19 protein-coding genes and 1 pseudogene are annotated in these 23,048 nt (G+C 42.2%); 11 read left to right on the forward strand and 9 right to left on the reverse strand.

The genetic code is table 11. The features are described from left to right. The first annotated feature begins 189 nt into the window (after nt 1-189). Both BUB99_RS01850 and groL read left to right on the forward strand, forming a co-directional pair. Nucleotides 190-468 (forward strand): co-chaperone GroES, encoded by a 279-nt coding sequence (locus tag BUB99_RS01850; protein WP_073118913.1) that lies wholly within the window; start codon nt 190-192, stop codon nt 466-468. A 37-nt stretch (nt 469-505) separates the two neighbouring features. Further along, nucleotides 506-2,137 carry a chaperonin GroEL gene (gene groL, locus BUB99_RS01855; protein ID WP_073118915.1) on the forward strand — a complete coding sequence of 544 codons (1,632 nt, stop codon included), beginning with the start codon at nt 506-508 and terminating at the stop codon, nt 2,135-2,137. A gap of 369 nt (nt 2,138-2,506) precedes the next feature. On the opposite strand, the gene BUB99_RS01860 is transcribed toward groL, so the two are convergent. From BUB99_RS01860 to BUB99_RS01875, 4 genes are read right to left on the reverse strand one after another with little or no spacing between them, the layout of a single operon-like run. Then, nucleotides 2,507-3,100 carry a DUF3575 domain-containing protein gene (locus BUB99_RS01860; RefSeq protein ID WP_084190290.1) on the reverse strand — a complete coding sequence of 198 codons (594 nt, stop codon included), beginning with the start codon at nt 3,098-3,100 and terminating at the stop codon, nt 2,507-2,509. A 45-nt stretch (nt 3,101-3,145) separates the two neighbouring features. After that, the gene (locus BUB99_RS01865; protein WP_221407477.1) at nt 3,146-4,429 is read right to left on the reverse strand and encodes an outer membrane protein assembly factor BamB family protein; all 1,284 of its coding nucleotides are present in this window, start codon (nt 4,427-4,429) and stop codon (nt 3,146-3,148) included. A 16-nt stretch (nt 4,430-4,445) separates the two neighbouring features. Further along, nucleotides 4,446-5,717 carry a lipase family protein gene (locus BUB99_RS01870; protein ID WP_073118925.1) on the reverse strand — a complete coding sequence of 424 codons (1,272 nt, stop codon included), beginning with the start codon at nt 5,715-5,717 and terminating at the stop codon, nt 4,446-4,448. Between the two features lie 7 nt (nt 5,718-5,724). After that, entirely contained in the window at nt 5,725-6,489 is a 765-nt protein-coding gene (locus BUB99_RS01875) for a hypothetical protein (RefSeq protein WP_073118928.1), read from the reverse strand. 308 nt (nt 6,490-6,797) lie between these two features. On the opposite strand from BUB99_RS01875, the pseudogene groEL reads away from it, so the two are divergent. The 8 genes and pseudogenes from groEL to BUB99_RS01915 form a co-directional block, all read left to right on the forward strand. After that, nucleotides 6,798-6,986, forward strand: a pseudogene (gene groEL / locus BUB99_RS01880) (chaperonin GroEL); the annotation flags it as partial. A gap of 465 nt (nt 6,987-7,451) precedes the next feature. After that, a complete protein-coding gene (locus tag BUB99_RS01885; RefSeq protein ID WP_073118930.1) occupies nt 7,452-8,738 on the forward strand; it encodes an alginate export family protein in 1,287 nt (428 codons plus the stop codon). Nucleotides 8,739-8,764: 26 nt separating this feature from the next. Then, the gene (locus BUB99_RS01890; protein ID WP_073118933.1) at nt 8,765-10,297 is read left to right on the forward strand and encodes a methyl-accepting chemotaxis protein; all 1,533 of its coding nucleotides are present in this window, start codon (nt 8,765-8,767) and stop codon (nt 10,295-10,297) included. Between the two features lie 229 nt (nt 10,298-10,526). Further along, nucleotides 10,527-11,417: a 3-hydroxybutyryl-CoA dehydrogenase gene (locus BUB99_RS01895; protein ID WP_073118936.1), complete on the forward strand. Its 891-nt coding sequence runs from the start codon at nt 10,527-10,529 to the stop codon at nt 11,415-11,417. Nucleotide 11,418: 1 nt separating this feature from the next. Continuing rightward, nucleotides 11,419-12,492 carry a DNA/RNA non-specific endonuclease gene (locus BUB99_RS01900; RefSeq protein WP_073118940.1) on the forward strand — a complete coding sequence of 358 codons (1,074 nt, stop codon included), beginning with the start codon at nt 11,419-11,421 and terminating at the stop codon, nt 12,490-12,492. 442 nt (nt 12,493-12,934) lie between these two features. After that, the gene (locus BUB99_RS01905) at nt 12,935-14,173 is read left to right on the forward strand and encodes an outer membrane protein assembly factor BamB family protein (RefSeq protein ID WP_073118943.1); all 1,239 of its coding nucleotides are present in this window, start codon (nt 12,935-12,937) and stop codon (nt 14,171-14,173) included. Next, nucleotides 14,157-14,756, forward strand: coding sequence for a hypothetical protein (locus BUB99_RS01910; protein WP_073118946.1), 600 nt, complete (start codon nt 14,157-14,159; stop codon nt 14,754-14,756). Before BUB99_RS01905 ends, BUB99_RS01910 begins: the two co-directional genes overlap by 17 nt. A 1-nt stretch (nt 14,757) precedes the next feature. Next, entirely contained in the window at nt 14,758-15,306 is a 549-nt protein-coding gene (locus BUB99_RS01915; RefSeq protein ID WP_073118948.1) for a hypothetical protein, read from the forward strand. 133 nt (nt 15,307-15,439) lie between these two features. Here the strand turns inward: BUB99_RS01915 and BUB99_RS01920 are convergent, their stop codons facing one another. The 5 genes from BUB99_RS01920 to BUB99_RS01940 all read right to left on the reverse strand — a co-directional run bounded on the left by BUB99_RS01920 (nt 15,440) and on the right by BUB99_RS01940 (nt 21,642). Further along, nucleotides 15,440-16,030, reverse strand: coding sequence for a tetratricopeptide repeat protein (locus BUB99_RS01920; protein WP_073118950.1), 591 nt, complete (start codon nt 16,028-16,030; stop codon nt 15,440-15,442). Between the two features lie 62 nt (nt 16,031-16,092). Further along, the gene (locus BUB99_RS01925; protein ID WP_158584050.1) at nt 16,093-17,196 is read right to left on the reverse strand and encodes a DUF1573 domain-containing protein; all 1,104 of its coding nucleotides are present in this window, start codon (nt 17,194-17,196) and stop codon (nt 16,093-16,095) included. A gap of 394 nt (nt 17,197-17,590) precedes the next feature. Further along, nucleotides 17,591-19,429 (reverse strand): membrane protein insertase YidC, encoded by a 1,839-nt coding sequence (gene yidC, locus BUB99_RS01930; protein WP_073118953.1) that lies wholly within the window; start codon nt 19,427-19,429, stop codon nt 17,591-17,593. 28 nt (nt 19,430-19,457) lie between these two features. After that, complete coding sequence (locus tag BUB99_RS01935; RefSeq protein WP_073118957.1) at nt 19,458-21,089, reverse strand: CTP synthase; 1,632 nt, start codon at nt 21,087-21,089, stop codon at nt 19,458-19,460. 169 nt (nt 21,090-21,258) lie between these two features. Then, nucleotides 21,259-21,642 (reverse strand): VOC family protein, encoded by a 384-nt coding sequence (locus BUB99_RS01940; RefSeq protein ID WP_317041703.1) that lies wholly within the window; start codon nt 21,640-21,642, stop codon nt 21,259-21,261. Nucleotides 21,643-21,803: 161 nt separating this feature from the next. Between BUB99_RS01940 and xseA the strand changes: the two genes are divergently transcribed. Continuing rightward, a complete protein-coding gene (gene xseA, locus BUB99_RS01945; RefSeq protein ID WP_073118960.1) occupies nt 21,804-23,048 on the forward strand; it encodes an exodeoxyribonuclease VII large subunit in 1,245 nt (414 codons plus the stop codon).

Genomic DNA, 23,048 nt, shown 5'->3' on the forward strand with positions numbered 1-23,048 from the left:
TCCTGACATATTTGTCAGGACTTTTTTTGTACCCACTGCAATGCTGTCACATTAGTCAACCTACTCCCTCTCTCTTGCCCATCACCCCGCTATTTTGTCAGTCTTTTCACTGTCAAAATCGATTGGCACAAGAAATGATATAGCTCTGGTAGATTTATAACTTTCAAAAAATCATAAACGATAAGTAAAATGTCAAAAGTAAACTTTAAGCCAAACGAAGACCGCATCTTGGTTGAATCTGCTGCTGCAGAAGAGAAAACTGCTTCAGGAATTATCATTCCAGACACTGCCAAAGAAAAACCACAAGAAGGTATTGTTGTAGCTGTTGGTGAAGGAACAGACGACAAGCCTGTTACTGTAAAAGTAGGAGATAAAGTACTTTATGGTAAATACTCTGGAACAGAGGTTTCTTTAGAAGGTAGTGACTACCTCATCATGAGAAACTCTGACGTATTCGGAACACTTTAATCATTTTTTTCAATCTAGATTTTTAATACATAGAATAATGGCAAAGGATATATTTTTCAACACTGACGCTAGAGACAAACTAAAAAAAGGAGTTGATCTACTAGCAGACGCTGTAAAAGTAACATTAGGCCCTAAGGGTAGAAATGTAATACTTGATAAGAAATTTGGCGCACCGACAGTGACCAAAGATGGCGTATCAGTAGCCAAAGAAATCGAACTAAGTGAGCCAATCGAAAACATGGGCGCACAGCTCGTGAAAGAAGTGGCTTCTAAAACTGCTGACGATGCAGGTGATGGTACAACTACCGCTACTGTATTGACTCAGGCACTTTTCGGTCACGGGATCAAAAACGTAGCTGCAGGTGCTAACCCGATGGATCTCAAAAGAGGAATCGATAAAGCAGTAGCTACTGTCGTAGAAAACCTCAAAAAACAATCTAAAGAAATCAAAGGCTCTGAAGAAATCGCTCAAGTAGCCACTGTATCTGCTAACAACGATGCTGAAATCGGTCAAATGATCGCCAATGCAATGGACAAAGTAGGTAAAGATGGTGTCATCACCGTCGAGGAAGCCAAAGGAACTGAGACCGAAGTTAAAACTGTAGAAGGTATGCAGTTTGACAGAGGATATCTTTCTCCTTACTTTGTGACTAACACAGAGAAAATGGAAACTGAGCTAGAGAATCCTTACATCTTGATCTACGACAAGAAAGTCTCTACGATGAAGGAATTGCTCCCTGTACTCGAAGCTACATCTCAGCAAGGACGTCCACTATTGATCATCGCAGAAGATGTAGATGGTGAGGCTCTAGCGACATTGGTAGTCAACAAAATCAGAGGTTCTCTCAAAGTAGCTGCTGTCAAAGCACCTGGCTTTGGTGACAGAAGAAAAGCTATGTTAGAAGACATCGCAATTTTGACTGGTGGTACTGTCATCTCTGAAGAAAGAGGATACAATCTAGAAAACGCTACTTTGGAGTACCTAGGTACTGCTGAGAAAATCAACATTGATAAGGATAACACGACTATCGTAAACGGTGCAGGTGCTGCAGCGGATATCGAAGCACGTGTCAACCAAATCAAGCAGCAGATGGAAAACACTTCGTCTGACTATGACAAGGAAAAACTACAAGAGCGTCTAGCCAAATTGGCAGGTGGTGTAGCGATTCTTTACATCGGTGCTGCTACTGAGGTAGAGATGAAAGAGAAGAAAGACAGAGTAGACGATGCACTACACGCTACTAGAGCTGCTGTACAAGAAGGTATCGTAGCAGGTGGTGGTGTTGCACTGATCAGAGCGATCGCATCACTAGATGGATTGACTTTGGAAAACGAAGATCAAAACACAGGTGTCAATATCGTAAGACTAGCAATCGAATCTCCATTGAGAACGATCGTGAGCAATGCAGGTGGCGAGCCTTCTGTAGTCGTCAACAAAGTAAGAGAAGGTAAAGGTGACTATGGTTACAACGCTAGAACAGACGTCTATGAAGAGATGTTCAAAGCAGGTATCATCGACCCTACCAAAGTGACTCGACTGGCACTAGAGAATGCGGCTTCTATCGCAGCGCTACTATTGACTACTGAAGCAGCAGTAGCAGACAAGCCTGAAGAAGGTGGTGCTCCAGCTATGCCTCCTATGGGCGGCGGCATGGGCGGCATGATGTAATATCAACAGCCTTTTCGTCCGACAGGTTAGTACGGACATCTAGTTATATATCAAAGCTCAGACATTCAATTGTCTGAGCTTTTTTTTGTACCAATGAGCAACCCTACGATATGCGCTAACAGTACCAAATGATTTTCGAGAAGCTAGGTTATAATCGTCATACGCTGAAACGACAATGGAGCTATCAGCGAACCCCCTTACGGTAAGAGTTGGGAGCACTCTACAGACTGCCCGACTTCAAGAATACCCCGACGCTAAATCGAGGTATTAAATGGAATAGATTTCTATTCGACGCAGAGCGCAGGGAAACTTCTTCCGTCGTAGCGTGAACACGAAGGAGAGTTAACCCCAACAGGCTATCTCCTACAATTAAAATCGATAACTTAAAGCGACAGTGGTATGAAACCATAACCCTACACTATAGTCATCTACAGTGTCTTCCTCAAAGGTCGTCAACCATATAGCGCCTAATCCTCCTGATACATCTAGCCCCCATCTTTCTCTATAAACTCTTTTCATTCCCCAGGTAGGCATAGCAGTAATCGCATAAAAATGATCATCATTAGCCAGCCCAAAATCTTTCATCATCGTAATGAATTCAAATTGAGCATATCTAGCTTCTGTCCTGAGTGAGAAATAATTACCACTATTGTAACCTATATTTCTCCCTGTCCTCATTCGCTTTTCTAGGTTATAATAAAACCTTGGTTCTAACATCATTTGGTAGCCCTTCATATTCATTGACTTGATAAATATCGTATGCTCGTAAGCGGCTTGCGTCATCAAAGTCCAGCGCTTGGCTATTTTAAATTCGCTCTGAAGCCCGATTTGAAAAAGTATCCCTGTGTATCCGATCATGACATGGTTGACATGGCGTGTCACCATAGCCACTGTGTCGGACTGTGCCATGGAGGAAAAGCTTAAAAGAAACAATGTGGCCACTACTGTTAGTACCTTCTTCATCTTAGTTGGTGTTTAGGTTGTTAAAATACGGTTTACTATATATCATTATCTCGCTGCTTCAAAACAATAGAAACGCAAGTGTGAACTGGCAAATACCCTACCCTTCTCTCCATTCTCTCCAGGCAATACGGCTACTCCGTCGGACTTCCACCAGGACTCGGACTCAGGGTCTGGATCGCCCAGCCTCCATATCAACTCTCCTGTCAGGCCATCTACAGCATATAGACTAGCATCTCCTCGGTCCTTCCAATACACCACACCATTGAGCTCCTGCATATCACTGGCTCCTCCTCCCGAAGGACGAACCCACAGCTGCTGACCCGTCTCAGGGTCCAGACCATAGGCATAGGTCTCATCTCCCAGTTGCTGTGACATCACCAGTACAGAGTTGACGAGTATCATGCTGAATGCCCCCTGATCGTAGTGGTTCTGCCACACGACATCTCCAGTATAGAGGTCGAAAGCGATCACCTCGTCACGAATATTGAATAGTATCAAACGGTCTTCATAGATCATCGGCACTTCATCCACCAGTGCCTGTACCTCTGTAGCCACCAGTGCCTTGCTATAGACATACTCTTTTGCGTCCATGTCGTATAGTGCCATGTATAGATTGCCATAGTGAGTAGGAAACTCTGTCCCTGGTTCCAATTGATATTCCGAAAAAGGGATAAGCATGTACTGAACTGCATCCTCTCCTTCAAAAACAAGAGGATTGTCTACAAAACCTAAATGATTGTTAGGGCTTAGCCTAATGCTATCCGTCTCCGGAACTAGGTAGATTTCATGATCCGTACTATACACATCTCCCTCATATACCGCACAGTACCTACCATAGTAGGGGGCTTCCATAGGAAACTGCGCATAATAGTACTTATCACCATACACAAACACATCTCCTGCCCATGACCCTGGACGGTTCTGTGACCAAACAGTCTCTCCCGAGTTGAGATCAATGGCATAAAAATTATCAGCATTGTACCCATTATACTCCTTCTCTATCCAAAGATTCGAAACTTTCCCTGAACCTCTTAACTGATTTAACCACCAGTAATTATTGGGTTCCTCCCATTCCCAAACCTTCTTACCTTCGTCAATCGTCAATGCCCAGAGCGCCCAAGAGCCATCCAAATCTGATTCGCTCGATGGAGTGATAACCAAATTATCATGAAGTATGGGAGATAAAAAAGAACCAACATTCTCCTTAATATCTTCATACAAATTAACCCTCCAAATAGGACTCTTCTCGATCACCACACCTTCTTCATTGACGACCTCTCGTGGAGCAGATTGCTCCTTGTCAAACAAGGAACAACCTGCTAAAATCACTAGAAGGCAGAATGAATTAAATATTACCCCTAAAAAACGCATCATATCCTCTTTCACCATCTAAAGCTCCTCGCAATATTGCTCTACTCTCTTCATGCTCTCCCATTTCCATGTGATTAACACCTGGGGCTCTGACAATATCCGTATTGGATTTTGTCCACTGAGAGTCTTTTCCTGTTTGTGTGTTCTTATTTAGCAATCCATCGTTTGCAATCAAAGGACGAGCATATATCGGCTGTCTGGTCTCAACCCAGCAACTTTCATCATAAATCGGTGCTTCTCTCATCACTCTCCGCTGTGGACCATAATCAAAGTCATCGCATATATTTTCTCTAACGGTTCTGTAACCAACTACCTCGGGGGGACCATAAGAGTCTATCAGCTTATTCCAATCCGCTTCCATACCTGAGTTCAGATAGTTATATCCCTCCTTCCATGCGTCAGCAATACTTTCTTTTTTCTTGCAATATGTAATACAAAATCTACCTGGTTCCCAAGAATCTGCGACAGCATCAAAAGAAGTTTTCAAAGCATTGTACTCGCCTAAATATGAATTATCATTCTTACCTGAACTGATTGCAGATGAAGCAATCCGAACATGAGCAGGTGAATCTTCATCGCCATAAACGACCACTTTGGGTTTACTACTAGTAAATCCTTTAATGCTAGTCATGTATGAACTCCCTACTGCCAAATCACTGTTATTAGGTGTTAATGCTTTTAGATTAAGTGATGAGGTAATAGAGCCTCCATAACCTAACATCTTCAGTAAGGGTTCAATACCGATTGTTAATAGTGCTATTTTAGCAGGAACATTAAAATGACGATGTATAAACTTCTCCGCTTTCAATAAAGCCGGTGCATCATCTACTGCCTTTTCTCCTTTCCTTAGAATTTCTTCTACCTTTTGAAAATGAGTATCCGCAGTACCACTTTTTAGATTATTGACAATTTTAGCCCCATCTAGCGGTGCGCCAAAGGTTATTGCACCTCCAAAATTATTACTCTGTCTTTTCTCCAGCTCTCTGATGGCGACTCCACCCATACTGTGCCCAATCATTATCTTTCTACTATTGGCTGTAGATCTGCTTTTAAGATCATTGGCAAAAGCAGATACATTCGAGTCATTAAAACTCTTTCTGGAATGAACCCTACCAGGAAAGGATTGAGATTGCTTGTACCAAAATGATGCGTCACTACCTAAACCATGTACCCATTCGATTTTCCTTTGGGCAAAACAAGATGTTATGGTAATAAAAACTATAAATACTAATATAAAATATTTCATGGTTGATTTAGTTTAGGGTTTCGATTTCGACATTATCATAAAAGTAGTCCGTAGTTGATATGTATTCTCGACTTTCTGCTTCGAGATACTTTTTAGCAGAGTACCTTTTTGAAGTAAGGCTGGTAGATGAATCTGAATCAATGGTGTAGAAATAAGTCAACTTATCGACTACTTCCCCTTCAAAATTGTAGCCAGTCTCACTCACCATCACACCATAGTCCTCATTGAAGAGTATCTCGTTGTAGGCCACTTCATATTTGCTATCAATCTCACGAAGACTTGCTACATCTCCTGCATCTAGCCTATCTGGCATTCTTGCCAAAACGACACCATTACCCTGATTACTAATGGTGTTGGCTTCTGAAGCAATCAAGCCTAAGGTAATCGAACCGACCTTGTGCGCTTCACTATACCTAGACAATATATAATCTCGCAAAGACATCTCAGAGCCTCGATACTCGATTTCGTCCACAAAGCTCGGTTTTGCAACCTTACTACCTAGCAATTCCATCTTATCATCATACGCATTGATTTGGCCGTCAAACATTTTGACCATCGCAACTTTGGAAAAGCCCTCTTTATCAGCAAACAAATCATTGCCTTCTATAGTCGCTTTAACCTTTTTAGTCGCATAACCTACTGAGAAATCTTCATATACTTCATAGTAAAACTTTTTACGACTCACATACGGCATATTATTTTCTCCAAAGAACTCATCTTCTTGACCATTAGTATATGAATTATGAGAGACTGACTCAACATCGTAATTCATTCTAACTATAGGCTTCTTTGAACTTAAAGTGGGGAATTCCACTTTACTACTTGAATTGGATTTCCCCTGTTCCTCATCGAGAAAAGATTCAGTGGGACTACATGAAAACGATAGCAACAATACTACCCCTCCCATCAAACTTAACGGTTTGTACATGGTTTAAAATTTGATTGGTAAAAATTTGATTGGTAAAAATTTGTTTTAAATACAGCATAAATATGCCTTAAACGAAGTTACAAATAAAAATGACTGAAACAAACACATCTATAAAATCTAACGGTTTTATATCAAATAGACGTTTTTAGCCCAACGCTAGAACAGACGTCTATGAAGAAATGTTCAAAGCAGGTATCATTGACCCTACCAAAGTGACTCGACTGGCACTAGAGAATGCGGCTTCTATCGCAGCGCTACTATTGACTACTGAAGCTGCAGTAGCAGACAAGCCTGAAGAAGGTGGTGCTCCAGCTATGCCTCCTATGGGCGGCATGATGTAATATCAACAGCCTTTTCGTCCGACAGGTTAGTACGGACATCTAGTTATATATCAAAGCTCAGACAGTCAATTGTCTGAGCTTTTTTTGTCACTACCCTAGCATATCTCTGCCCGTAACATTAGAAACTATAGTTTCTATAATGATAGTCAGTTCACACCATCTACGTCTTAACACCTAGATCTACCAAGTCAAAGTTCAACATAAGTAGATTCTTAATTTTAGATTCCAAAAATCATCTCAGCTACTCACCACCCCACCCTAGTACGCTCAAAGCATATCGCTTTCTAAAAAAGCACTCCCATTCCACAGCGACCCCACAGCAGTAAATCATTCGATCCAGCCTAGCTCCACTTCTATTCTCCCAAACCTATTAAGCATTTATACCTAGAAAAAATTACACTTTAAATCGGATTGATTACGGCCTCTACCTGTATCAATTTTGGAACATCAAAAACCAATAGACAAATGAGCACCACTCAAAAACTAATCTTCCTTATTTCTCTTTCCTTATTCGGGTCTCACTTCACTAGTGCGCAAGATCAAAACTTCACGCTACAGGCCGAGTACCGACTAAACCCGCTATACTCCCATGGCTACCGTATTCCTATGACAGAAGGGAGAACCGCAGAGGGCTACATTGGTCAACGTACCCGTGTGATCATGAACTATGAAAAAGCAGGTGATATGAGTTCCCAAATCATCCTGCAAGATCTCCGAGCGTGGGGTACATATAAAAACAATGGTCAAGCAGGAAACCTCAGTATATTTAGGGCTTGGTTTGAAAAACAAATCGTTCCTAACCTATCTGTCAAACTAGGGAGACAAGGATTTATATATGGTGACCAATACATCCTCGGTGGGCTCAACTGGGGAGGAAATATGGCACATGATGCTGCTCTCGTCAAATACGAAAAGAAAGGGTTCAAAGCGCACCTTGCCCTCGCATACAACTCAACTGGGTTCACCTTAGAGCATGTTCGTTACACCTATCAAAACCACAAAAACATGCAGTTTCTGTGGTTACAAAAAAACACAGACAAGCTTTCAGCAGCCTTTGTATTCCTCAACAGAGGACTCGAAGAGCCAGATGGTAGCCTAGAAATACGCTACGATCAAACAACAGGTGTCAACGTAGGTTATCAAATAACTGAAAAATTAAACCTTAAGGGGATTTACTATCACCAATTCGGACAAGATACGCTCGGATCTAGCAAAAAAGTAAATGCCTTTTTCTATTCTGCACAAGCCAAGTTCAAACCTAACAAAAACATACAGTTCACCCTCGGTACAGATGTCGTATCGGGTACCTCTACTGCTGATGCTGCCAATCCTAACTATGGAGAGCGCAATGATTTCGACATTCTATTCGGTCTGAGACATGGGCACTTTGGCTACTTAGATTACTTCTACACCAAGTTATGGCCTGTTTCTGGTCTGGAAGACTATTATTTAAAATCTAATTTCAAAACGGGTCAACGATCAAGTTTAGATGTAGATGTACACGGTTTTTTCAGCCAAGCCAAAATCTCTAACGAAACGAATACAGGTACACTCGATGACTATTATGGTACAGAGTTAGATCTCAGATGGCATTATAAGCAAAGCGACAACACCAAAGTCTCTTTAGGGTTTAGCCACATGTGGGTCACAGACACCTACCTAAGTTACTATGATACAGATAGCGAAGATGGTTCGTCAACTATCTATGCCGTCATCACGGTGAAACCGACCTTCTTGAACAAGTCTTTTTAACCAGTCTCAGCTAAAACAAACACACTATGAACTTTCTAACAAATCTCAAAGTATCCACCCGGGTGTTATCGGTATTCGCTATCATCATTGCGCTATACATCTCTAACATCTTCTACAATACGTACAGCCTTTCGTTGATTCGTGGCAACATCGAAGCGATCTACCAGGATTGGTTGGTCAGTATCAACTACCTATTACAGTCAGACCGTGATGGATACCAAGCACGACTAGAATTCAGTGAAATCTTAGCCAACTTCTCAGACGAAGGAAGCAATTCGTACAAATTAGATGACAAATTTGTCGAAGTAGATGAAAACATCCATCAGCTAAACGAGCGCTTTCAAAATTTCAAATCGATATATATAACAGCGACAGGCAAGAGTGACTTAGTACAGTTTCAATCTTTCGAGTTTCAGTACAGCAAACTCGTCAACCATACTGCACAAATCCGAAACAGCCTCAAAGCAGGTGACTTGGCACAAGCCAAATACATCTACTTCGAAGATTTCGCAAAAGCATTTGACACACTACGACTCGCGATCGATGAACTCACAGAAATTAGTGAAAAAGAAGCCGCACAGCACTTTAACCAAAGTATTGATCGATCTGAACAAATACGTCAGATAGCATTTATCTTCTTTGGGGTTTTGATGGTATTCATGATATTGTCAAGCATCGTGCTGACACGTAGTATTGTCAAACAACTCGGGTGTGAACCCACCGAAGCAGCTGACATAGCGCGTAACCTATCAGAAGGAAACCTCAACATCACATTTGATGATCGAAACGAGGGACTCTACGCCGATCTCAAAGTCATGGTAGAACAGCTTCGCAAAATCATCACAGAAGTCGTTTCTTCTGCGAAGAATGTCTCCTCTGCCAGCGAGCAATTGACCAATATATCTATAGGCCTATCCCAAGGAGCCAATGAGCAGGCAGCATCTGCTGAAGAAATCAACTCCTCTATGGATATGATGACCGAATCGACCGTCAACAACAGTGACAATGCCCGTGAGACAGAACGAATCGCTGACACAGCCTCTGCCAGCGTCAATAACGCGTCGCAAGCCGTCGGTGACACAGTCAAAAGCATGAACTCTATTGCAGAGAAAATCACCATCATCGGTGAGATTGCCAGACAAACCAACATCCTCGCACTTAATGCTGCTGTAGAAGCCGCTCGTGCGGGAGAACAAGGAAAAGGATTCGCAGTAGTTGCTGCAGAAGTACGAAAACTAGCGGAGCACTCCCAAAAAGCCGCAGCAGATATCGATGACCTCTCTAGATCCAGTGTATCTGTAGCAGAAAAATCAGGCACGCTACTCCATGACCTAGTACCTGAAATCAACAAAACTGCCAGTCTAGTGAAGCAAATCGCTGAAAGCTCGCTCGAACAAAACGAATCGTCTAAGCAAATCAACAGTGCTATCCAGCAGCTCAACGACATCATACAAAGCAACTCTGCCAGTGCAGAGGAGATGGCCAGTGGATCAGAAGAACTGTCGAATCAAGCCGAAACACTCAAAGAACTGGTGTCCTTCTTTCAGGTGGACAGCTAAAAAGTAATTGTCTTCAAATTTGTTTTAGTTATGTAGCCCTCGTTCCTCAAAAGAACGGGGGCACTTTTCGTTCAGCCCTTGCTATCATCGTAGAATACCGATGTATACCCAAGATAGTTTTGTCTGTTTTTTTCTCCACATCCTGACAATTCACCCCTCCTTATTTTCATCATACTAGCATTTTTCGCTAACATTGATCTCGTATACACATCCCAAAAATTCGACAAAAATGAAAAACATATCAGTGATCGGCGCGGGCACCATGGGCAACGGGATTGCACATGTTTTTGCTCAAAATGGATTCAAAGTCACACTCATAGACATCTCTGAATCTGCACTACAACGCGGGCTATCTACGATAGAAAAAAACCTAGACAGACTCCTCGCCAAAGAGAAAATCACCGAGGCAATCAAACTAACCACCTTGACCAATATTACCACCTCTACTCACCTAGCTGATGGAGTACGTCAAGCTGATTTAGTGGTAGAAGCCGCCACCGAAAACCAACAGGTCAAACTAGACCTATTCAAACAAATCGATCAAGCTGCTCCCGCCAAAGCTATCTTAGCATCCAATACATCCTCCATCTCTATCACTCAGATCGCAGCTGCTACTCAGAGACCCAGTCAAGTGATCGGCATGCACTTCATGAACCCCGTACCTATTATGCAGCTCATAGAAGTGATCAGAGGTTATAGCACCAGTGATGAAACGACTCAGGTCATCATGATTCTATCACAGCAGCTAGGCAAATCACCCGTGGAAGTCAATGACTACCCAGGCTTTGTGGCCAACCGTATCCTCATGCCGATGATCAACGAAGCAATCATCTCGTTGCACGAAGGAGTCGCTGGCGTAGAAGAGATCGATACGGTCATGAAGCTCGGTATGGCGCACCCTATGGGGCCTTTGCAGTTAGCAGACTTCATCGGACTAGACGTCTGCCTTTCCATTCTCAAAGTCTTGGAAAGTGGTTTTGGGAATCCCAAATACGCCCCCTGCCCTCTCCTAACCAACATGGTAACCGCAGGCATGCTAGGTACTAAATCAGGCGAAGGTTTCTATACCTATACACCTGGATCAAAAGAATTAACAGTTTCAGCAAGGTTTAAAAAGTAAGATGGCAAAGGCAAAAAAAGCGAGTACAGCGAAATCAAAAAAAGGTAACGAAGGAGGCAACCAACCTTTCGTCATCCTCATCATATTGGTACTGATAGGTATATCGATATACGGACTACAGCACTTTTCTACCGTCTCGAATTTCGAACCCATCACTCTGGACTGGAAGTACACGCAAAAAAACGAGCCGACCACCACCACATCAACGAAAAACAAGCCAAGAGAAGTCAAAAAAGAAAGTGGACAAACAAAACCTAGTGAGAGAAAGTCAGAAAAAAAAGAAGCTACTCCGCCCCCTATTCCATCGAAGACTGAAAAGGAACAACCCGTAGAAACCGTACAGCCCAACGAGGACTTGCCGACCTATACCAATACAGATCAGTACTACTTCTCTCGTAGTTTTGATTTTGCATGGCCTAGCTATACACAGGATGATCAAATCATCGAACACGAGTTCTATACGCTCAAATACAACGAAAAGACAGAGCAAGCAGACTGGGTAGCCTACAAGTTGACCGCCGCTAATCTAAAAAATGCACGCTTCAAACGAAAAGACAACTTCAGAGCAGACCCTGCTGTGCAGACCAAATCTGCTCACCCAGATGACTACAAAGGCAGCGGTTATGACCGAGGGCATCTAGCACCAGCCGCCGATTTCACTTGGGACGAAAATGCGCTAAGCGAGACCTTCTACATGAGCAACATGAGCCCACAGGCACCGGGATTCAACCGAGGGATTTGGAAAAAACTCGAAGAGCATGTGAGAGACTGGGCGATGGACAACCAAGAGGTTTTTGTAGTGACTGGACCGATCTATACAGAAAAAGGCAGCAAGATTGGCAAAAACAAAGTCGTTATCCCTGACGGCTACTACAAGGTAATCCTAGAACTCAACGGCAATGAGGTCAAAGCGATAGCTTTCCTCATGGAAAATGAAAAATCCAGCATCGGTCTATACGAATACGCGATGAGTATAGATGATCTGGAGAAGAAAACAGGAATGGATTTCTTTCCATCCATCCCAGATGATCTAGAGGATCAAATCGAAAGTCAATACAACTACGCTGCGTGGTAATATTGATTCAGCTTCTCAAAAAAGAAAAGCTTTCCAAATACCGTTGACTGCCAACTTTATAGAAAAAAGAAAACTCTCCTCTTCTTCAATTCCAAAATGACTAGGTTGTTTCACCTTAAATCATTGATTTAGCATGAATAACCTACATTTTGGCAGGATGCTAAAGGTTATTGACAGGATTATAAACACCGTTATAAGTTATATTGCAAGAAGTACTTGTGTTTCATTACCCAAGTAGCCACTACTTCCTCATGGAAAGGTCAGAAAGCTAAACTTTCTGGAGTGAATCATTTGGAAATGGGTGACCATGAAAAAACGGAAGAATTGATGCGAACTATTTTTAACGGAACTAAATATAATGCCTTTTTTAGAACAGACCCTAGGTAACATAAAATCAACAAGAGTAACAAGCAGCTGATGCTGCTTGTTACTCTTGTTGATTTTGACTAGCTGTATAGAAGACAGGAATGAAAAACCCTATCAAGAGTTTGATACCAATGGGATTTTAATTGCTCAGACCCCTTTGTGGAGTTACAATTCTTACGCAGGAACTGGAGGGTCAAAAATCACTCCAGAGTACTATGATGGGAACATCATGTTGCCAGGCTCAGATTCTTTGGGACGTGATGTGATCAACGCTTTGGATATTGATACTGGAGAGAAGGTTTGGAGTTGGGATGAAGGCTTGATACAAGGAGGATCATTTAATATGTATGAATATAAAATCTCAATAAAAGATAACATTTGGATTTTCCAACACAGTCGTTTCTTTCATGCCCTAGATGTACAGTCTGGAGAGACGCTTTGGCGAAAAGAGTTAGATGGTGCCTTAGCTATGGGAGTTCAAATTTTGGGAGACAAATATTACACAATATTTGAATTTATGGAAAATGATACAATTACCCATCCGACCTTGATAGCAGGAGACATCCTGACTGGAGAGTATGAGAAAATCGTAGAAATTCCATTGGATCAAATTCAATTCTTTAGCTTTTTTTATGGCGTTTCTGCTGCTCCCAGGGTATATAAGGAAAATGGAGATGTATTCTCCTTTATGGCATTCACTGGCAATGTAGATTTATACACCAATCAGAGTTTACATCATGTCATGTCTTATAATGTGACTCAAGGTGAAATTCATTTTGATAAAACAAGAGTAGACCCAGACACCATGAATCTTCCGTTTAGCCAACGACCCGTTATGTATAAAGAGGTAATGGTGATCAACCCCTCGGGAAAATTGTATGGGATAGATAAAAATACGGGAAAGGTACTATGGAAAAGAGATGGGTTCGGTGATGATGGCAGTGGCGTATTTACTTATGCTTTGTACAAAGATTTGATTTTAGCTGTTAATAATATTGGAGGTACTCAAAGAGTGATGGCTATGGATCCAGAGACAGGTAGGACCGTGTGGCAAGACTTAGGCAGAGGAGGTTCTGCAGAATCTGTGCATTTTTTGAATGACGTGTTATACTTCAGCAGTAGAGGAGACGGCCATGTCTATGCCTATGACACCCATGATGGGAGATTGTTGTGGGATTTAACACCGCCAAGTGGAGGAGGGCGTTTTTTTAGAGGTTATGGTGGATTTAGAGTCGTACCAGGAGAAGAAGATGAAAAAGGAAAAGTAATTGCGACAACTAGTAAAAACACCTATTGTTATGAAGCAGAGAGATGATATGAAAAAGAAGGCATTTAAGTTGATACTCATCATTGTGCTATTTGTCCCATTGGCCGCTCGTGGGCAAGCGTATGTAGGTGGAGGATACATGACCTCTACTAATTCAGACTCCCATGATGTCAAAGGTGTAGAGGTTGTCATACAGTCAAAGTATCAGATCAAAGATTCGCGATTCGCTATCATGCCTAGCGTGAATATGGGCTTGCTTTATGAGTACGTCAACAAAGAGTACTTAGAATCCTATACGACTACCTTGAGCATAGCCGCCAATGGGTCTTTTGACATCATACAGAGCAAGTGGGTCATTTTTTCACTCTTTGCAGGACCCGTGATACGCTGGGAGCATACTTTCGAACCAGGGTCTGAATCAACTTTTAATGAGTATGAAGCCAGAGCAAATAAATCACATGAGTGGGGTTATGAGTTGGGAGTTACCTTGGATGTTCGAATATCAGATAAAATATCTACTCGTCTGATTCCATTCGCTGTACAAAGGACGCTCAAGGAGCAGTCATCGTTACTTCATCAAACAAGTTATTTGACTTTGATGATAGGAATCAATAACACTAAAAAGAATTAAGATGTTTTTAAGAATAGTATTAATAGGGTCGTTGGTCACCATGCTATCCATCAGTCAGACAAAAGCGCAAGTGTTTTTTGGAGCTGGGTATACACATGTCAAGTTTTCGGATAGGGAAACAGATGCATCGGGAGGATTAACCATTGCTACACATTATCACCACCAAGTAGAAGATTCAAAACTGGGGTGGCAAGTCGCTCTCAATGTCGGCATGATGTATGAGCAATTTCAAGACGAAGCTTTTCCTTACCAGAGCTATTTTAGCGATTTGGATATTATACCGTCCCTAACCTACCGTCTGATCCATAGAGATAAAATAAACCTCTATGCTTCTGCTGGTCCTTTCTTGTCTTGGACAGTAGGTATTCGAGACGGTAATCTAGATCACCCTTTATCTCATATAGACGAATGGCGTGCAGGGATAGATGTAGGCTTAGGGTTTGACTATGCCCTATTTGAGAAACTACAATTAAAAATAATGCCTTTTACCTTCCAGTATGGAAACAACAATTATCAGCAGTATTCTAGCGTATTGTATATCCGATTATAAGATTCGGAGCACTTCTATTATGGAACCGTCCAAAAAGTATTTGGAAGTACCATATGTATACATCATGAAATCGAGATGAATTCACCCCCTTCCTTTTCCTTGCCCATAGCAAACGAGAAAGAAGGGTTTTGATTTAATTACAATACTTAGTTATTGCAGCCTCTGCTTCCTTGATGTTCAGGTTTTGAGCTTGTTTAAAATCCTTACAAGCTGCAGTTTTTTTATTTTCCTGCATATTGAGTGCTCCTCTGTAAAGGTAGGCTTCACCATATTCCTTGTTCAGATTGATCGCATTGTTATAGGCAGTTTTTGCCTTCTCGAATTCCCCCATGTGATGGCTAGATCGTCCCACCCAGAAAAAACCTTCCGCCAAATCATCCTTTAGTTTGATTGCAGACTCAGCAAAGAAAAATGATTGTTCATAATTCCCTTCTCTATAAAAATGCTTAGCCAAACTGAGCATAGCTGAGGTATTCTTCTTGTCCAACTCCAATACCTGCTTGAAATCTACCAAAGCCTTGTCATACTGCTTTAGCTCTTCATAAGAGCGCCCTCTATTGTAGATAGACTTCACGTGTGACGGGTGGAGTTCCAGATACTCATTGTACGACTTGATAGCCGCTTTGTAATCCTTGCTCAGGTACAAATTATCACCCTTATTTTTATCCTCAGCTTCACAGCTGATCAATAGTGCCAGAGCCATCACATATAACAAATTCTTCATATTTCAATATTTTGCTGCAAAGCTAAATGCTTTTGCTTAAGATTCAACTAGCTCGGTATAGATTAGCCTTTTTTAATCACCGTAACACGGATGGTGACCACCTGAGTAGACTCCTGAGGATCATTTGAGTAAATATATACCGTCTTGTTCTGTCCTCCTCTCATACCACTGGTATCGAGCGTCAACTTCATAGAGGCCGACTTCCCTGACTTAATCGTGTAGTCGTCTAACTCCGCTACTAGGCAAGCACATGAACTCTCCACTTTTCGTACATCTAGCATACCAGCCCCCGTATTCACTAGCGTGTATTCCACTTCTACAGTTTGCCCTTCATTGACCCTTCCAGCATTGTTTAGTTTATCATCTATAGACAGCTTAGGTGCTTTTGCCTTTTCTCCATCCGTCATCGGTGCAAAATACTCCCTGACTGATGCACGCACATTAAAGTTCTTCTGCCCTTCGTCCTCTTCGTCTGTGTAGATGGCAATTCCATAATTTTTAGATCCCAGAGCATCCTTCTCTTTATTTGGGTCATAGGTGAGCATTACGTTTGCCTTTTCTTTTGGAGCCAATGCCAACGTATCAAAAGTCACAACCACAGCTGCAGGCCCATCATACTGATCCAAAAACCGAACAGTATCCTCACTATCGTTGTACATCTCGATGTAAGCCACTGACTCCTTCTCTGTCGTGATACGGCCTAGATTAATATTCGTATTTTGAACACGTAGTGCTCCCATTTTGATAGGCAGTTCTTCTTCTAGGGTCTTCTTTCGTGGGATCACCGTTCCTTTGATATAGACATAAGTACTACCTGCTCCTGAGCTATTGATACGAAGAGATTTACTAAAACTCCCAGGTCTGTTTCGCGGATTGTACTGTGCTCGTACAAAGCCTCGATCTCCTGGTGCAACGGGCTCGCGTGTCCAATCTGGCGTAGTACAGCCACATGAGGCCTTGACATAGGTAATCGTAATCGAGTCTTCTCCTACATTCTCGAACTCAAACTCATGCATGACTGGACCATCTTCCTCTTTTACCTGTCCAAAATCATAGGTCGTCTCTATAAACTTTAGCTTATCTTGAGCAACAGCCTGATTTACACCTAAGACAGACATCATACCTATACACAGCGTCAAATAACGCATCATTATCTTCTTATTCATAGGATTCAAAATTAAGGATATTATTGATTCTGCATGAGTGGAATCGGACAATTCACGTGTCATTTCAAATGAGATTCCTCAAAAGAACGGATCAGCCTGTAAAGTTGGGGGATAAACACGGTAGACAGGTTCGATATTTTTTATTCCAATCATTCAAATTAACCTCAAAGACTTATAAGAGATGGTTATTCACGAAAAACAAAAATGAATTTCGAACAATGAATCTTGGAATCACGAAGTAACCCTCGATCTCTCCCCAGAAATACGGATTGATCCAAAAGAACAACATACTACAAAAATCCAGACTCTACTAACTAAACAATATTGTCTACATATATAAAAAAAGCCCTGACTTCCGATGATAGTCAGGGCTTTGGTTCCTCAGAACTAGGTATTATTTTTTCCCTTTGTTCTTTCTTGATTCTTCGCCTGCTTTGAGTGCTTCGTCTAGTTTCTGCTGAAACTTAGATTTCTTCTTGTTGACGTTTTTCTTTCTATTTTCGTCCATCACCACTTTGATCTTATCCTCGTCGACGAGTTTTCTAAATAGCGCTGTCTGACCAAATGACACGAGGTTAGACACGAAGTAGTAGAATGTCAAACCTGCAGAGTAACTGTTCAGGAAGAACAAGAACATAATCGGCATCATATACTGCATACTCTTCATAGGCCCTTGCATCTGTGTATTCATTTGGCTATTGGTCCATGTCACTGCTAGGGTAGATACAGTCATCAGGAGTGTAAACAAACTGACGTGATCTCCATAAAATGGTATCGTGAAAGGCAAATCCCACACACTATCATAAGTAGACAAATCGTGCGCCCATAGGAACGCCTCCTGCCTCAGCTCAATCGAGTTAGGAAAGAAGTTGAACATCGCCAGTAGGAAGGGAAACTGTAGCAACATAGGAATACATCCACTCAGTGGGTTGACCCCTGCTTTTTGGTACAGAGCCATCGTCTCCTGCTGCGTCTTTTGCGCATCGCCACCTGCTTTTTCGTTCTTCTCTTTGATCGCATCCATTTCAGGCTTCAAGACCTTCATCTTGGCCATAGACATGTGTGACTTATAAGTCAGTGGAGCGAGTATCAGTCGAATGATAAACACCAACAGAATAATGATAACCCCATAATTAGAGATATACTGCTCTAGGAAGTTAAATACTGGAATGATCAAAAACTTATTGACGAACCTGAACAGCTTCCATCCTAGATCCACGTTCTCTTCATAGCCTTCGGTGACCTTTTTAGTAATAGCGTAATCGTTCGGCCCATAGTAGTAAGTAAACTTACCTTTGCCAGTTTTGAGATCTCCTACAGGGAGTATAACCTCCGCCTTGGCAGTTTTGACAATGGTACTATCATCCTCATCATTAACAACTGTAGATAGCACTGCAGAACTAAACTGATTATCAGCTATTAATCCTGCGTTAAAGAACTTTTGCTTGATAGAGAACCACTTTACCGGCTTAGCGACAGACTCACTCTCTAGATCATCACCAGAACCGACATTGTCCACCCCTTCCGAAATCGGCATGTAATTAATGGTCGTTTTCTGTCTTGATTCTTTGAGAGTGTTTTCCTGACGCTTGATATTGTCTACCCAGTTCATCTGGACATCTTGGTTATCCACTACTCCATCCAATCCTACTAGATTGATTTCGTACTTTACTTGGTACCCCTTGTTTGGCAAGCTATATTTTTGCTCTACGTATCTGTTGTCATCAAATGCCATACGAAAACGAAGGATCGTCGTATCTCCTTTGACCTCCTTGGCACTAGCGTAGTACAACTCAGATATATTGACTGGTTTATAGTTGCTAAGCAAAATCAGATTAGTCGCGCTACTCTTCGCATCGAAGAGAATCAACGGCTGATCATCGTAAGTCTTGTACTTCTTTAGTTCCGCCTGCTGTACTGTCGCACCTTTAGAGGACAGCTGTAGCTTCAGCACTTCATTCTCTAACACGAATTGTTCTTCGCTACCATTGGCAAATCCTGCAAAGAGACCATACCGCTCTTTTTGGATGACAGTGGCCAAAGAGTCTGCTTCTTCATCTACAGGTACTGCTACATCACCCTGTACACCACTCATAGCTATCGTATCTGGGGCTGCTGTAGTGGTGGACGCTTCTTCCTGAGTCGGAGCAGGAGTCTCTGGAGCGAAAAATTGAAAGTAAACAGTCATGAGGGCTACCATCACGACCATTCCTATTATCTGTTTCTTATCCATTTATAATTATTATAACTAATATCTGATATTATCTCTCTGTTGATGTCAATTCTCTTTTGTAAAGCAATGCTGCCTTGACAAATTTGACAAAAAGTGGGTGTGGGTTCAATACAGTACTCTTGAGCTCAGGGTGAAACTGCGAACCAACGAACCATCTATGATCCTTCAGTTCTACGATCTCTACTAGGCCTGTTTTAGGATTGACCCCTGATGCGATCATCCCATGCTTTTCGAATTCCTCCAAGTACTTGTTATTGAACTCATATCTATGTCTATGTCGCTCGGAGATTTTGGTTTGACCATACGTTTGGTAAGCCTTAGTTCCTTTTTTGATCTGGCAGTCATAGGCACCTAATCTCATGGTACCACCCATCTCAGTTAAGTTCTTTTGATCTTCCATCAAATCAATGATGGCATTTTCAGTCTCGCCATTCATTTCTCTAGAGTGTGCAGATTCCAGCTTGAGGACATTTCGTGCGAACTCTACTGTCGCACACTGCATCCCAAGGCAAATTCCGAAAAATGGGATATTGTTTTCTCTGACATATTTGATTGATTCGATCTTCCCTTCTATACCACGCTCACCAAAACCTGGTGCAACTAAAAGGCCATGCACATTACTCAGCAGTTTCTTAGCGTTTGTACTATCAATTTCTTCGGACGAAATCCAAGTCACATTGACTTTACACTCATTGGCTGCTCCAGCGTGTACAAATGCCTCGCTAATCGACTTGTAGGCATCCTGCAACTCCACATATTTACCCACCAAGGCAAGCTTGATCTCGTCAGTGGGGTTTTTGAGTCTGCCCAAAAATTCTTTCCAATGCTCTAGGCCTGGCTCTTTCTTATAGGAGAACTTCATTCTAGAGAGTACACGCTCGTCTAGTTTCTCTTTTCTCATCAGCAATGGCACATCGTAGATCGACTCTGCATCCATCGCTTCTATCACACAGTTGTGTGGTACGTTACAGAATAGTGCGATTTTCTTTCTTAGATCTTGCGGCAATTTGTGTTCACTACGGCATACCAAAATATCTGGCTGTATCCCTGCCTCTAGCAGTTGTTTGACGGAGTGCTGGGTAGGCTTAGTTTTCAACTCACCCGCTGCATTCAAAAACGGAATCAACGTCAAGTGAATGTTGAGTGCATTGGTAGGTCCCAACTCGAACCTAGCCTGGCGAACGGCCTCTATAAATGGCAGTGACTCGATATCCCCTACACATCCACCTAGCTCTGTAATCACAAAGTCGAACTGATCCGTCTCGCCTAGTTTATAGATACTATTTTTGATTTCGTCCGTGATATGTGGAACGACCTGTACAGTCTTGCCTAAAAATTCACCTTCTCGCTCCTTCTTGATCACGTTGTAGTAGATTCTACCAGTGGTAACATTGTTGGCCTGAGAGGTCGGTACGTTCAAAAAACGCTCGTAGTGACCCAAATCCAAATCTGTCTCAGCACCATCATCTGTCACATAGCATTCGCCATGTTCGTATGGATTGAGTGTCCCTGGATCGACGTTGATATAAGGATCAAACTTTTGAATAGTGACAGAAAAACCTCTGGCTTGTAAAAGCTTGGCTAATGAAGCCGAAATAATTCCTTTCCCTAAAGATGATGTTACTCCGCCCGTAACGAAAATATACTTTGTAGATGTCATTGAGATGTGATTTCGAACCTGATGTTACGGGGCACAAATTTAGGTCAATAGTATGAATTACAAAGGTTGGCCTCACTTATTATTTCCCAATCACCTTTGAACCTACCTGACGGCACATTAAGTCCCTAATGCTCTTGACCCTAGGCAGGGAAATTATTTTAAATTCAAATTACTTGGTGATTTCAATGCGATTACCTTCTGGATCCAATACCACACTTTCATAATATCCATCACCTGTAGTTCTAGGCTCTCCTACTACAGTGTATCCATCTATTCTCAATTGCTCAGTCAACTGATCGACAGTCTCTTTGCCTCCCACTGATAAAGCCAAATGAGCCCAGCCCAACCTTTCACCAATATAATCTCCTTTCACATCCTCTCGTGACATCAGCTCTAGTCGAGCCCCCTCTGGCCAACTCAAAAAATAGGAAGAGAAGCCCTTTGTTGTATTGACATATTTTTGATTAGAAGTAGCACCAAAGTATTGTTCATAAAACAGTCTCGTTTTCTCTAAATCCTTTACCCAAATAGCTACATGCTCTACTTTTATCATTATTTCAATGTTTGATGAGACGAGATTCGATTGATTAACGACGATAGAGCAGCTAGGTTTTAACCTCTACATTATGATTTGATCAAAAAACATCAAGCGAACGCAGGCAAACTCTTCCGTTTCGTCTTTAGTTTTGACCTTGAATACAAACCCAATGCAAAGTGGAGCAATACAGTCTTTCTGAATTCAATCTTTTTGTCAAAAAAACACTGAGCCAACAACTCGCCCCCTCCTACTGGATCGTGGCAGAAATCGGCGAGATGAATATTGCACAGAAAGGTCATTGCTACATGGATTTGGTAGAAAAGGAAAACAACTTCATCAAAGCCAAAATGCGAGCGACCGTTTGGTCATATGCCTTTGCCAGCATCCACAATCAGTTTCTCCATATCGCAGGCACTCCGCTTAAAAAAGGCATGCAAATCCTCCTCAATGCCAGTTTTGAATTCCATGAAGTGTACGGCGTTAGCCTCAACATCAAAGACATAGACCCGAATTTCACACTTGGGGAGCGAGAAAGAAAGAAACGAGAGACACTCCTACAGTTGGAGCAGGACGGCATCATCGATCTCAATCGATCACTAGTACTGCCCCAAGTGCCACAGCGCATTGCGATCATCAGTTCGGAGACCGCCGCAGGCTATGGTGACTTCCTGAGTCAGATCAACAACAACGCCTATGGGTATCGTGCCGAACTCAGGTTATTTCATGCAGTAATGCAGGGAGATCAGGCGGTTGCTTCTATCATCGATGGTTTGCATCGAATCTATGAGATAGAGGATCAAATCGATGCGGTGGTGCTTATTCGAGGTGGTGGTGCCCAGACAGATTTGGATTGCTTTGATGATTATGATCTCTGCGCACATATTGCTCAGTTTCCGCTCCCAATCATCACGGGCATTGGGCATGAGCGTGACCAAACTCTCGCAGACCGTGTCGCCAACGTCAACCTAAAGACACCAACAGCCGTCGCAGAATTCATCATCAGCGGAATGATGGAGTTCGAGTCGTCAGTCAATGGCTTTTTTGATCAAATAGCAGGATTGGCTAGTCAGCAGATCAAATCCTCTCAGGAGAGACTTATCCAAACCTCGCATATCATTGACCTCAAAGCCCAACAAGTCATCCAACGTGCAGAACATCAACTTGACATGCTGTCTCAGGTGCTTTACCGAAGACCCCTCGAGATCATTCGGAATCAGACACAGCAACTCACCGCATTAGATAAACTACTACATGCGCACGACCCTCAGGAAGTGCTCAAAAAAGGATACAGTATCACCAAAATCAATGGACAGGTACTCAATGCAAAAGATCAACTCAAAGCTGGTGATCACTTGGAGACCTACAGCTACGGTAAAGAAATTAGAAGTACAATCACAGAAGTTAACACCCTAGAGCAATAA

It is taken from the genome of Reichenbachiella agariperforans (genome assembly GCF_900142205.1).
Lineage (GTDB): Bacteria > Bacteroidota > Bacteroidia > Cytophagales > Cyclobacteriaceae > Reichenbachiella > Reichenbachiella agariperforans.